13 protein-coding genes are annotated in these 13,378 nt (G+C 41.1%); 11 read left to right on the top strand and 2 right to left on the bottom strand.

The annotated features are described in order from the left end of the window. The first annotated feature begins 447 nt into the window (after positions 1 to 447). The 8 genes from Q0895_RS02870 to Q0895_RS02835 all read left to right on the top strand — a co-directional run bounded on the left by Q0895_RS02870 (position 448) and on the right by Q0895_RS02835 (position 7,952). Positions 448 to 2,160: an acetolactate synthase 3 large subunit gene (locus Q0895_RS02870; protein WP_299185773.1), complete on the top strand. Its 1,713-nt coding sequence runs from the start codon at positions 448 to 450 to the stop codon at positions 2,158 to 2,160. Beyond that, positions 2,160 to 2,654: an acetolactate synthase small subunit gene (gene ilvN / locus Q0895_RS02865; RefSeq protein WP_058368293.1), complete on the top strand. Its 495-nt coding sequence runs from the start codon at positions 2,160 to 2,162 to the stop codon at positions 2,652 to 2,654. Before Q0895_RS02870 ends, ilvN begins: the two co-directional genes overlap by 1 nt. 121 nt (positions 2,655 to 2,775) lie before the next feature. Then, entirely contained in the window at positions 2,776 to 3,792 is a 1,017-nt protein-coding gene (gene ilvC, locus Q0895_RS02860) for a ketol-acid reductoisomerase (RefSeq protein WP_299185394.1), read from the top strand. Positions 3,793 to 4,111: 319 nt separating this feature from the next. After that, the gene (locus Q0895_RS02855; protein WP_299185392.1) at positions 4,112 to 4,540 is read left to right on the top strand and encodes a hypothetical protein; all 429 of its coding nucleotides are present in this window, start codon (positions 4,112 to 4,114) and stop codon (positions 4,538 to 4,540) included. Positions 4,541 to 4,809: 269 nt separating this feature from the next. Then, positions 4,810 to 5,022 carry a cold-shock protein gene (locus Q0895_RS02850; RefSeq protein ID WP_058025376.1) on the top strand — a complete coding sequence of 71 codons (213 nt, stop codon included), beginning with the start codon at positions 4,810 to 4,812 and terminating at the stop codon, positions 5,020 to 5,022. 242 nt (positions 5,023 to 5,264) lie between these two features. Continuing rightward, a complete protein-coding gene (locus Q0895_RS02845) occupies positions 5,265 to 5,849 on the top strand; it encodes a YetF domain-containing protein (protein ID WP_299185390.1) in 585 nt (194 codons plus the stop codon). 326 nt (positions 5,850 to 6,175) lie between these two features. Beyond that, on the top strand, positions 6,176 to 6,925 hold the full coding sequence (locus Q0895_RS02840; RefSeq protein WP_299185388.1) for an electron transfer flavoprotein subunit beta/FixA family protein: 750 nt from the start codon (positions 6,176 to 6,178) through the stop codon (positions 6,923 to 6,925). A gap of 94 nt (positions 6,926 to 7,019) precedes the next feature. Further along, the gene (locus Q0895_RS02835) at positions 7,020 to 7,952 is read left to right on the top strand and encodes an FAD-binding protein (protein WP_299185386.1); all 933 of its coding nucleotides are present in this window, start codon (positions 7,020 to 7,022) and stop codon (positions 7,950 to 7,952) included. A 104-nt stretch (positions 7,953 to 8,056) separates the two neighbouring features. On the opposite strand, the gene Q0895_RS02830 is transcribed toward Q0895_RS02835, so the two are convergent. Both Q0895_RS02830 and Q0895_RS02825 read right to left on the bottom strand, forming a co-directional pair. Beyond that, the gene (locus Q0895_RS02830; protein WP_299185385.1) at positions 8,057 to 8,851 is read right to left on the bottom strand and encodes an RNA methyltransferase; all 795 of its coding nucleotides are present in this window, start codon (positions 8,849 to 8,851) and stop codon (positions 8,057 to 8,059) included. 128 nt (positions 8,852 to 8,979) lie between these two features. Beyond that, positions 8,980 to 9,963, bottom strand: coding sequence for a class 1 fructose-bisphosphatase (locus Q0895_RS02825; protein WP_299185384.1), 984 nt, complete (start codon positions 9,961 to 9,963; stop codon positions 8,980 to 8,982). Between the two features lie 387 nt (positions 9,964 to 10,350). Here Q0895_RS02825 and Q0895_RS02820 point away from each other — a divergent pair, with 387 nt between their 5' ends. The 3 genes from Q0895_RS02820 (at position 10,351) to Q0895_RS02810 (ending at position 13,303) form a co-directional block, all read left to right on the top strand. Further along, positions 10,351 to 11,445 (top strand): aspartate carbamoyltransferase catalytic subunit, encoded by a 1,095-nt coding sequence (locus Q0895_RS02820; RefSeq protein ID WP_299185382.1) that lies wholly within the window; start codon positions 10,351 to 10,353, stop codon positions 11,443 to 11,445. 117 nt (positions 11,446 to 11,562) lie between these two features. Further along, complete coding sequence (locus tag Q0895_RS02815; RefSeq protein ID WP_299185771.1) at positions 11,563 to 12,744, top strand: dihydroorotase; 1,182 nt, start codon at positions 11,563 to 11,565, stop codon at positions 12,742 to 12,744. Continuing rightward, the gene (locus tag Q0895_RS02810) at positions 12,737 to 13,303 is read left to right on the top strand and encodes a DUF2127 domain-containing protein (protein WP_299185381.1); all 567 of its coding nucleotides are present in this window, start codon (positions 12,737 to 12,739) and stop codon (positions 13,301 to 13,303) included. The genes Q0895_RS02815 and Q0895_RS02810 overlap by 8 nt, the downstream gene beginning before the upstream one ends. Positions 13,304 to 13,378: the final 75 nt, after the last annotated feature.

Here is a 13,378-nt window from a genome sequence, read left to right as displayed (position 1 = left end):
AAGATAAACTTATTATTTTTGAATATTAAAAATAAAATACTGCATATTCACCTTGTTATATGCAATACAGAGTGCAACCGTCTTAACGGTATGTTGCTTGTATTTAAGCAATCTATATTGTCGTTAGTGTGGATATCTGATTGTTTTAATATTTATACATGTCTTATGAATAATAAGCTTCTATTAAAAGTGCTTTAACCTGCACCTTGTCATGTACATCGAAAAATCCTATCAAAACTGACCATATAAATTGCTATGTTTGAGTGATTGGCTGTTTTCTCATACAGTTATGCTCTGACATAGTGATCACATATTATTGATAAGGTGATGACAGTGACGCAAACTACGCAAAGTCCGAACATGACCGGCCATACTCAAACGGGTAATGCCGCCAAGCATTTCGATGAGAAACAACAACGTATTGCTGAAGATAACACCCAGCCTGTGATGCTATCTGGTGCAGAAATGTTGGTGCAATCGCTAACTGATGAAGGCGTCGAATATATTTTTGGCTATCCAGGTGGCGCGGTTTTGCATATATATGATGCGCTGTTCCAACAGGATAAGATTGAACATATTTTAGTCCGTCATGAGCAAGCAGCAGGTCACATGGCCGATGCTTATTCGCGAACAACTGGTAATACTGGCGTCGTATTGGCGACATCAGGGCCTGGCGCTACGAATACAGTGACTGCTATTGCGACAGCGTTTATGGACTCAGTGCCGATGGTTGTCATTTCAGGTCAGGTGCCAAGCAGTTTGATCGGTGAAGATGCCTTTCAAGAAACTGATATGGTCGGGGTGTCGCGTCCTATTGTTAAGCATAGCTTTCAAGTTCGTCATGCCAGCGAAATACCGTCAATCATCAAAAAAGCTTTCTATATCGCTCAGTCTGGTCGCCCAGGGCCGGTCGTCATTGATGTGCCTAAAGACATGACTGCACCCAGCGAAAAGTATGCCTATAAATTTCCAAAAGATGTGTTTGTAAGATCTTATCAGCCATCTGTTAAGGGTCATAGTGGTCAGATCAAAAGAGCTGTTGAGACTTTACTCGCAGCGAAGCGTCCCGTCGTTTATGCAGGTGGCGGCGTTATTTGGAGTAAGGCCCACGAAGAGTTAAAAGATATTGCTCATCGCTTAAACTTGCCAGTTACCAACACTTTGATGGGTCTTGGTACCTTCCCTGGTTCTGATCGTCAGTTCTTAGGAATGCTTGGTATGCATGGCACCTATGAAGCCAATATGACTATGCATCATGCAGATGTCATTTTAGCAGTTGGGGCACGTTTTGATGATCGCGTAACCAACAATGTCAAAAAGTTTTGTCCAAATGCGACAATCATTCATATAGATATTGATCCAGCTTCTATCTCAAAAACTATCTTTGCACATATTCCTATCGTTGGTGATGTAAAGTCTGTACTTAGCGATATGCTATCTATTATTGGGGAAGATAAAGAGCTAGAACAACATGCATTGTTAGATTGGTGGTCTCAGATTAACGAATGGCGCAAGCGTCATGGGCTACGTTATGACACTGATACTGAAAATGGTATCAAGCCGCAAAACGTGGTACAGGCCTTGTGCAAAATCACTGAAGGTAATGCGATTATCACCAGTGATGTCGGTCAGCATCAAATGTTTGCTGCGCTTTATTATACTTATAATGAGCCGCGTCAATGGCTCAACTCAGGTGGCCTTGGCACCATGGGTGTTGGCTTGCCGTACGCTATGGCAGCGAAGCTTGTAAGACCAGAGCGTGATGTCGTCTGTATTACAGGTGAAGGCTCAATTCAGATGAATATTCAAGAGCTATCAACGTGTCTACAGTATAATTTACCAGTTAAGATTTTGAACCTTAATAACGCTCAGTTGGGTATGGTTAAGCAGTGGCAGGATATGCTATATGAGGGTCGCCATGCTCATTCTTATATGAATTCGTTACCTGACTTCGTTAAGTTGGCTGAAAGTTATGGTCATGTTGGTATCAAAATTACTGACCCTGAAAAAATGGAAGAACAGTTAGCTGAAGCAATGGCAATGAAAGACAAGCTTGTATTCATCGATGTCTACGTCGATCGTAATGAGCATGTATATCCGATGCAAGTCGCAGGTCAAACGATGCGTGATATGTGGTTATCAAAAGGGGAGCGTACCTAATGCAACAACATCTGATTTCGGTATTAATAGAAAACGAAGCGGGATCGTTGTCGCGGTTGGTCGGCTTGTTTTCTCAACGTGGTTACAATATTGAGACCTTAAACGTCGCGCCAACAGAAGATCCGTCTATTTCACGCCTGACAGTAACGACGATTACTTCACCAGAAAAAATCGAGCAAATTACCAAGCAGTTGCATAAACTGATTGAAGTAATTAAAGTATTGAATCTATCTGAAAATGTACACGTCGAACGTGAGCTTATGCTGATTAAAGTTCGTGCCACTGGCAGTGTGCGCGAAGAAATTAAGCGTAGTGCTGATATATTCCGTGCTCAAATCGTCGATGTGAATGCAAATCTATATACTATTCAAATCGTTGGCGATACCGCTAAGCTTGATGGTTTTATTGATACTATCGGTCGTGAGCGTGTGCTAGAAGTGGTACGTTCAGGCGTAATTGGTATTGCTCGCGGCGAGAAGACCTTGAGCGTTTAATATTATTCTATTTTAAATCAATTTATCACTAGGCTTATATTGTTTACTATTTTAAGAAATAATCACGATATAAGTATTTACTACCCATGGCTTCCTATAATTGAGGAAAAGGACTCTACCTATGAACGTTTTTTATGATAAAGATTGTGATCTATCCATCATCCAAGGTAAAAAAGTGGCTATTATTGGTTATGGCTCACAAGGACATGCTCATGCCTTGAACTTACAAGAATCTGGTGTGGATGTAACAGTTGGTCTGCGTGCTAATTCTGGTTCGTGGAGAAAAGCTGAAAACGCGGGCCTAAAAGTTTCTGAAGTAGAAGAGGCAGTAAAAGCCGCTGACGTCGTTATGATTTTGACACCAGATGAATTTCAAAAGCAGCTTTATAACGATGTGATTGAGCCAAATATCAAAGAAGGCGCGACGCTCGCTTTTGCCCATGGCTTTTCCATTCATTACAACCAAGTAGTGCCGCGCAGCGATTTAGATGTCATCATGGTAGCACCAAAAGCACCAGGCCATACGGTACGTTCTGAGTTTGTTAAAGGTGGCGGCATCCCAGATCTTATCGCTATCTACCAAGATGCGTCAGGTCAAGCCAAGCAGTTGGCATTGTCTTATGCTGCTGGTGTTGGTGGCGGACGTTCAGGTATTATCGAAACAACCTTTAAGGACGAGACTGAAACTGACTTGTTCGGTGAGCAAGCCGTACTATGTGGCGGTGCTGTTGAACTGGTCAAAATGGGCTTTGAAACCTTGACAGAAGCCGGTTACGCGCCAGAAATGGCTTACTTTGAGTGCTTGCATGAGCTTAAGCTTATCGTCGACCTCATGTATGAAGGCGGTATCGCTGATATGAACTATTCAATCAGTAACAACGCAGAATATGGTGAGTATGTGACTGGTACAGAGGTTATCAACGAGCAATCACGCGAAGCCATGCGTAATGCATTAAAACGTATCCAGTCTGGTGAATACGCTAAAATGTTTATTTCTGAAGGGGCTACAAACTATCCATCTATGACAGCGCGTCGTCGTAACAACGCTGAACACGAGATTGAAAAGACAGGTGCGAAGCTACGCGGTATGATGCCTTGGATTGGTGGCAATAAAATCATCGATAAAGACAAAAACTAAATAGTCATCTACTAAGTCATTATTAAAACCCATGTTGTCGTTAGATAACATGGGTTTTTTATTGGCACATAATCGTTATAGAGGCGTTAAAATAACTACTTTTTATGAGGATAAACGAAAAATATTGGAATTAAAATAATAAGATACGCCATTAAATTTTAAAGTAATAAAAATAACGCTTGAAAACTTACAATCATCACCCAATGTAAACAACCGATATACCACTTATGTAAAAGTTGATCTTTAAAAATAAAAAGCTTAGACATAAGGGTGTTCGATCGTTTTTCTTTATTCTTATTTATACTATAGGTTATATGCTGTGCAAATATCTTTTCCAGACTGGCTAACGCCGCAATTCGCATATATTACTTTCAGCGCTGTCGTTGCCGTTCTGATTTGGATGGAAGGCGAGATGCTTAAGCGTAGCAACGGTAAATTGCCTAAATCTTTATTTTTTCAATTCAGCTCACTATTAGATACTTCGTGGTTTTTCGTTTCTGTAGTCATGATATATATGATTGATTTAACGCCATTAGCAACCACTGTACCAGTAGCCTATGGTCTCTATACGGTTTTTGGTTGGATTTATGGCACACGCTTGCTTAAACTGCGTGGTATTCCAGACTCTCCTGAAGATTTAGTAATACCTTCTAAATATATCGCTTATAGTCAATCATTTGCTTTAATATTCTTTGGTTTATGCTTATTTGTATTAGCGCTTCCTTGGCTACCTATATTTGATTCGTAAATGTATTATTAAAACTACTATATTCGGTTACACAAGTTTACTAAACGAATAACTATACCTTTACAAAAACTCGCAATTTAACATCCTGACCACAATAAAAGCTGTTATACTAAACTCGTACTTAGGGAGTTGTAGACGAAAATAGTCTCATATCGTTAAGATATAACACTGGTTTTAGTCTTAGCATTTGCTTAAAATTCGACTGAGTATTTGTCAATTAATCGGTGAAGACACAAGTCTCATCAACAGTTAAAGAGTTAGGAAAATTTATGTCAGATAAAGTTGAAGGCACTGTAAAGTGGTTTAATGAAGCTAAAGGTTTTGGTTTTATCGCTCAAGACAACGGTGGACAAGACGTATTCGCTCACTACAGCGCTATCCAAGGTAACGGTTTCAAAACTCTAGCCGAAGGTCAAAAAGTGTCTTTCATCTTAGGTGAAGGTAAGAAAGGACCACAAGCTGAGCAAATCGAAGCGCTTTAATCTTATCTATGTTGAGTTTGGTCGGTTGATCAACACTTCTCATTTTAAAAGATTATATAAAAGCTAAGATTGGTTTGTTGTATAACAACAAAAATATTGTTTAGAATCTATAAAAAAGCAACCTCTTATCAGGTTGCTTTTTTTTGTCAAAAAAACGCAACAATGCTAAGTTCCACTATCCGTTATAATTTATCATTCATCAATAATAATTATTTATCTGATAGCGATATGTAGGAGTAAGTATGGATTGGCAAGCGTGGTTTGCTATTGACTGGCAGCAAGTGATTGGTATTAGCTTATCGGTCATTGGCTTCTATTTTTGTCTGATACTGTTTACTAGGCTCAATGGCTTGCGTAGCTTCTCAAAACTATCGAGTTATGATTTTGCTATGACCATCGCTATTGGTAGTATTTTAGCTTCTACCGTTCTGTCTAAGTCAAGCTCGCTACTACAAGGACTGGTTGCAGTCGGTATGTTGTTTGTCTTGCAAGCACTTGTGTCTTTTTTAAGACGGAAAATAAAGTCGGTAAAAACGTTATTGGATAATCAGCCTATTATTTTGATGGCACGTGGGCAGTATTTTCATGATAATTTAAAAGAGGCTAATATCAGCATCAATGATATCAAGCAAATCTTGCGTAAAAATGGTATCAAATCTAAATCTGAGGTGTTTGCCGTCATTATGGAAACCACCGCTGATATGAGTGTTATTAAAAATAACGATGTAACACCAGATTGGTCATTGTTCGATGATATACGTGACAGCGATCTGCTGGTTGATGCTACTAAAACGTCAGTAAAAAAAGAAACTTTGAACAATGCTTAGCTAAGTATGTAATAATAAATTTTGAGCAAAAAGCTTAATAGTTCAATAAAAGTAAGAATGATTCAGTTTTAAATGACGAAATCATATATATCACACGTAATATGTCATGTTTTATATAAATAGTGACAAATTTATGACGCATTATTCACGGCGTTGTCTTGACCTTACCGAGATGCTCACGCAAGATAGTTAGGTCTAATAAGTCAAGCCTGATGAAAAATCGTTGACAAACCGAGTTATACTATTTAAGTAATATTTTGCATCAAATAAATCAATAGTTTTTGATTTATATTTTTTAATTCATAACATTAATAAACGAGGAACGTATGAAAGCATTAGTCGCGGTCAAGCGTGTCATTGATTACAACGTAAAAGTTCGTGTAAAAGCTGATAATTCTGGTGTGGATTTATCGAACACTAAAATGTCTATCAACCCGTTTGATGAAATTGCCGTCGAAGAAGCAGTGCGTCTAAAAGAAGCTGGCGTTATTGACGAAATTATTGTCGCTTCTATCGGACCAAAAGAATCACAAGAGCAGATTCGTGCAGCGTTAGCATTGGGTGCTGATCGTGGCGTTTTGGTCCAAACTGATGCCAAACCGTATCCGCTACAAGTCGCTAAAATTCTAAAAAACGTTGCTGAACAAGAAAGCACAGATATTATTCTATTGGGTAAGCAAGCGATTGACGATGATAATAATCAGACAGGACAGATGCTTGCCGCTTTGATGGGTATTGGTCAAGGTACGTTTGCTTCAGAAGTAAAAGTCGAAGGTGATAAAGTAAACGTGACCCGTGAAGTTGACGGTGGCCTACAAACAGTTGCGCTATCACTACCTGCAGTGATTACAACTGATTTACGTTTAAACGAACCACGTTATGCAAAACTGCCGAACATCATGAAAGCTAAGAAAAAGCCTCTTGATGAAAAAACGCCAGCAGACTTCGGTGTTGAGATGACGTCTAAGCAAGAAATCGTTAAAGTTACGCCACCTGCTGAACGTAAGGCTGGTATTACGGTAGCCTCAGTTGATGAATTGGTCGATAAGCTAAAAAATGAAGCGAAAGTAATCTAAGACTTCGCTGACGCATTTATAGAGTGTTAGTGCTGTAAATGCCGTATTTGAAATGCTATCTGACGACATGAACAAATAAATAAAGGACAAAAAAATGGCAATTTTGGTATATGCAGAACACGACAATGCCAGTCTAAAAAAGGCAACTTTAAGTACTATTGCAGCTGCTAAGCAGATTGGTGATGACATTCATGTATTGGTTGCTGGTAGTGGTAATCAGGCAGCGGCGGATGAAGCAGCAAAAGCTGAAGGCGTAAGTAAAGTACTATTAGCAGATAACGCAGCTTACGAACATCAAATGGCAGAAAATATATCGTTATTGGTTGCAGATATTGCTGCAGACTATAGTCATATTGTTGCGCCAGCAACGACCACTGGTAAAAACTTCATGCCGCGTACAGCAGCTTTACTAGATGTTAGTATGTTGTCAGAGGTTTCTGCTGTCATAGATGCCCAGACTTTTGAGCGTCCTATCTATGCTGGTAATGCGACTGCTACTGTTAAGACGACAGAAGATAAAGTGGTATTGACCGTGCGTACGACGGCTTTTGATCCAGTGGCTGCCGAAGGTGGTTCTGCTACTATTGAGACAATCGACAATGTACAAGACGCTGGTAAATCGAGCTTTGTTAATGAAGAGATGGCAGCATCTGATCGTCCTGAATTAACATCAGCCTCAATCGTCGTATCTGGTGGTCGCGCTTTAGCAAATGGTGAGAACTTTACTAAATACATCGAACCATTGGCAGATAAGCTAGGCGCTGCAGTTGGTGCATCGCGTGCTGCGGTCGATGCAGGTTATGTTCCTAACGATATGCAGGTCGGTCAAACGGGTAAAATCGTTGCGCCAGACTTATATATCGCGGCTGGCATCTCAGGTGCTATTCAGCATTTGGCAGGTATGAAAGACTCAAAAGTCATTGTCGCCATTAACAATGACCCAGAATCTCCAATCGCAAGCGTTGCTGATTACTTCTTAGAAGCTGATCTATTTGAAGCAATTCCTGAGCTAACTAGCAAGGTCTAAGTTTGACAGACAATCTATAAAAAATCCCGCTATCATTGATAGCGGGATTTTTTATGTTTAAACGCCAAGCTAATATAGCTATTCTATTTTGACTATATACAAATTTAACTGTAATGGCGTTGACGTAGCGTCTCATAAAGACAAAGCGAACCTGCAATCGCAACGTTGAGGCTCTCTTGACCATTAGGCTGCGGTAGGGCGATAGGAGTTGCACATTGCATCAGCTCATCACACACGCCTTGACCTTCATGGCCCATAATCCACGCAGTAGGAGCGGTAAGATCATGCTCATAAATCAAAGTGTCAGTATGTGAGCTGGTTGCTAGTAAAGGGACTTTTACACAGTCTAGAATATCTTGAGCACTCAAACCTTCATAAATAGTGAGCGCAAACTGAGCGCCCATTCCTGCTCGTAGTGTCTTGGGTGACCAAGCTTGGGCCGTGCCACTAGTACAGAGTACTGCTTCGATACCAACTGCGGCGGCGGTACGTAGTAGCGTGCCAACATTACCACTATCTTGTACATCATTTAAAATCAAGCAGTCGTAGTCTATCACCGTCAAGTTTAGCGCAGGTGCGTTTATGACCGCCATAATATCGATACCTGTACCGAGACTTCGAATGCTCTCATAAAGTGTATCTGATAGCGTCAAAACACTAGTGTAAGTGGGTAGGCGCATTAAAACCTGCTGAACCTCATGATGCTGGTGAGCTGATTGTGCCAGGAGTATTTGAACAAATGGATAATCACTACGTAGAGCAGCATCTATAAGATGCACGCCTTCAAGTACGGTCTGTCCTTGTTTTTTACGTTGACGAGCTTGTGATAACAGTGCTTTTACAAGCTTCACTGAAGGGTTTTTATCTGAAGTGATCAGCTCGGTAGAGTCTATTGACATAATTGACTGCTTAAAAAAAGGTAAAATAAATGACATCGAAAACAATTCAGTCCAAAATACTTTTTAATATTGGACTGGTCATGCTTAGTATGTAGGATTACATTATAAATAAGTAATGATAAAGCGTACTATTTATTGTCATGTTTGAGGTGTAAGTCTCTGACATAATCGACTTCGTTTTTACTACCAAGGACGACAGGGACACGCTGATGAATGTCGGTTGGAGTTATATCTAAGATACGATTGGTGGCATCAGTCGCACTGCCGCCTGCGCGTTCAATGAGTAAGCTCATAGGATTGGCTTCGTACATTAAACGCAGCTTACCAGCTTTGTTTGGATACTTGGTGTCAAAAGGATAAGTGAATAACCCACCGCGGCGTAAGATACGATGCACGTCACCCACCATAGCTGCCACCCAGCGCATATTAAAATTACGACCACGGACCCCTGTATCGCCAGCGACCAGCTCATCAATATACTGCTGCATAGGAGCACGCCAATAGCGATAATTTGAGCTGTTAATGGCATACTCACTGGTATCGGCATCGATTTGTACGTTATCTTCTACTAGTATGTAGTCGTTACTATCTGGATCTAAGCTAAACATCACTACGTTGTCAGCTACCGTCAGTGCCAGCATAGTTGATGTACCATACAGTAAGTAACCTGCCGCCAGCTGTGCGTTGCCCGCTTGTAAAAAGTCGCTATTTTCACTTGTTTGGCCTTGACGCTGGTAGGGTAAAATAGAGAAGATCGTGCCTACCGCCATATTGATATCGATGTTTGATGAGCCATCAAGCGGATCAAACAATACGAGTAAGTTGCCATCCGCATTGGCAGGCGTTGCATCATCTAGCTCTTCTGACGCTACGCCTGCACAGTGTTTGTTTTGTGCCAAAGCATCTAATAATAAATCATTGGCCAATACATCTAGCTTTTTTTGTTCTTCACCTTGGACATTCTGATTGCCTGCTTCTCCCAAAATATCTGCTAACGCTCCTTTTCTAAGCAATTGCGAAATGGTTTTACCCACTTCTGTGACAGTGGTGATGACATCGCTTACGGCAGGGTCAGTTTTTTGTGCTTTTAAATAATGTGCTAAGGTCGTCATAGTAGTTCCTAATAAATGAGAGGATTCATATAAGATAAAAAATTATAAGCTTTATAAATACGTTAGATTGAGATGATGACTTAGAATGCGTTTCGCTAAATTGTTGGTTGAATGAGTAAATATGCAAATAGCAGGCTCGTTATCTTTGTCCTGCATGCAAAATCAGCTACACTATGTCTATTATTATTGATAATTTGGTCAGACTTACTGCTTATTATAGTAAATATTGGGTTATTTATAAAAGCGAGTAAGATGCCATATGCTACTGCGGTAAAGTGTAGCAAATAAGTGTCAAAATGTCCCCGTGTCTGTACACCTGGTCATAGTCATGAACGAAAAAATCGTTATGATTGACTTGATATAAACCCATAATAAAGACTTGCCATTATGCCAACTTCCAAAAAAAATATATCTACAAATACTGTATCACCATCCAAATACGCCACATTTGACCACGATACTGTCCATCAGAGACTCAACACTTCCCTTAGTCGTCCACAGTTAAACCAAGATGGAAGTTTGCGTCATTTTTTGGGCGTAGAAGGGCTAAATAAATCACAACTACAAGCAATTATTGCTAAAGCTGAAACTTTCTTTGATGAAAATGGTCAGCTGATCAATCGGCCTGAGCTTGAAGGCTGTACAGTTATGAATCTGTTTTTTGAGCCCTCAACTCGTACTCGTACTACCTTTGAGGTGGCAGAAAAGCGTCTTGGGGCCAATGTACTGAACATTGACATTGCCCGCTCTAGTACAAAAAAAGGCGAAAGTTTACGCGATACACTGTGGAACTTACAAGCCATGACAGCTGATATCTTTGTAGTAAGACATTCTGCATCAGGGGCCGCGCATTTTATGGCGACTGAGGTGACGCCAGATATCGCCATTATCAATGGCGGTGATGGCTGGCATGCGCATCCAACCCAAGGGATGCTAGATATGCTGACCATTCATCGCGCCGCACCGCGTCCATTTGAAGCGTTATCAGTTGCTATCATCGGTGATATCAAGCATTCAAGAGTCGCACGCTCTGACATCAGTGCGCTGCAAACTTTAGGTGTCAAAGATATTCGCGTCTGCGCGCCACGTACGCTATTGCCTAAGGGGATTGAGCGCTACGGTGTGAATGTTTATGAAAACATGAATGAGTGCGTCACAGACTGTGATGTCATCATGGGATTAAGAATACAAAATGAGCGCATTGGCTCGCCGCTACTGGCTTCATCAAGTGAGTATTATAAACATTATGGTATTACGCCTGAGCGGGTGGCGCTTGCGAAACCTGATGCTCTAATCATGCACCCAGGTCCCATGAACCGAGGTATTGAGATTGCCTCAAGTGTGGCTGATGGCCCGCAGTCCGTTATTTTAGAGCAGGTGAGTAATGGTGTAGCGATTCGTATGGCAGTATTATCACTCGCCATGGAAGGCCAACGCGCTCATCAAGCGGCAAGAAACTCACAAAAGACGCATAACCAATGAAGTTAGCAACTGATACTTTGTGGTGTACGCTTTAGACGTTTGATTATTCGATTCTATTTATTTAATTACTGATATGGTAACAAGCTCATGACTGACCCTATTACTACTGATGCGCAGATAACAAATTTACTTCCTAACGTATTTGAAAAGTCTTTATCGAGTGAAGCGATTGATAAACTTGCAAACCTTGAGACTGGTCGTGAAACTTGGTTGCTACCACCATTAGTAGACTTGTGTGCACGCCTACGCGAACCTGGACAACAGCAACATGGGACATTGTCCTCTGAAGGTCGGGCTGCCCGTGGCAACGGCTTTTTGCATGTGGTGACTCCGCCTGATACCAGCCCTATCTTGGAGAATGGCTCATTACTTAAAGGTCTGCGTGAGCGTGCACTCGAAGATGGCGGTATTTATCTGCATATTCTTGGCGCATTAACAGCAGGTCTAGAAGGGACGCGTCCCTCCAATATTGCAGGTCTTAAAAAAGGAGGTTGTATTGCTGTTTCTAATGCGCGTCGGCCTTTTGATAATGATCTGGTGTTGTTACGGACGTTAGAGTATGCAGCAACCTTTGGTATGAAAGTATTTTTTTATCCCAACGAGCCAAATTTGTCTGGTAATGGGGTTGCGCATGAAGGCTACATTGCCTCTTATCATGGCCTGCAAGGTATTCCTTGGATCGCTGAGACAGTAGCCTTGTCTACCCAATTGCTGATGGTAGAGGAGACCGGTATTTCCGCCCATTTTAGTCAATTATCATGTAAGTCTTCAGTGGAGCTGATGCGCTGGGCAAAAGACAAAGGACTGCCCGTAACCTGTGATGTAGCGATGCATCAGTTGTATTTGACAGATGACAATCTAGAAGGTTTTAATGCACAAGCTTATGTGTTACCGCCATTACGTAGTAATACTGATCAGCAAGCACTATTGCGTGGCCTCAAAGATGGGACTATTGATGCCATTTGTAGTCATCATGAACCCTTAAATTCTACGGCCAAAAAAGCCCCTTTCGCTGAAAGTACCCCTGGTATCTCCAATTTCGACACCTTTATGGCGCTAGCTTGTCAACTGGTACGAGATGAGGTGCTAACAGTAGAGCAACTGGTAGATAAAATTTGTATCAACCCGGCTCAAATTGCGGGAATCAGTACCAAGTATGAAAGTCTAGGCGGCGCAATCTTGGTCGATCCTAACCTTGAGTGGCAGGTGACAGTAGATACCATGTTATCGAATGGCAAGAACACCCCGTTCTTTAACCAACATCTACAAGGCCGAGTCGTGGAGACCTTCTTTGGTTAATCCATCTCAGCATAATGACAATTCACGACCTTCTATAGCGAGTGAAAGTCATCAGTTATTGGATGATGACGATAGTCTGTCGAATAAAGTGACCAAAAACAGCGAGTCTAGCGAATCGATCAAAGCAGTCGCAGTGTACGAGATCGTCAAAGGAGCGGGCGCGCTGACAGGGGCTTTTGCATTATGGTTTTGGCATGCCAATCTCGAGCGCTGGCTGGCCCAAGCATCGGATTCATGGCAACAACACTTTGGCAACCTGCTGTCCACGCAAATAGAGAGTATTGTCCAAATTGCCCAGCAAGCAAGTAAAAACTGGTCACTTTTTCTGTTATTTATTTTTGCTTACGTTAGTTTGCGTTTTGTTGAAGCTTATGGGTTGTGGCAAGATAAAACATGGGCATATTGGTTTAGCGTTATCGGTTATGGGATATTTATTCCTATTGAGATTTACTATCTAATAGTGAGTCCATTTGATTGGTTTAAACTGGGAATTTTACTACTAAATATTATCATTGTTATCGTCGTCTATCGTAATATGAAACGTAAAGGTTTGATATAACGTCTGATATCAAACCTTTTTAGAGCAGCTGTGCTGTTGAGAGATTGGCGTAAGAGGTGAGCAGTGAGATATAAA

Source organism: uncultured Psychrobacter sp. (assembly GCF_947495825.1).
In the GTDB taxonomy this organism is placed as follows: domain Bacteria; phylum Pseudomonadota; class Gammaproteobacteria; order Pseudomonadales; family Moraxellaceae; genus Psychrobacter.
The sequence above is the reverse complement of the archived record's forward strand: the minus strand, read 5'-3'. Positions and strand labels throughout refer to the sequence as shown.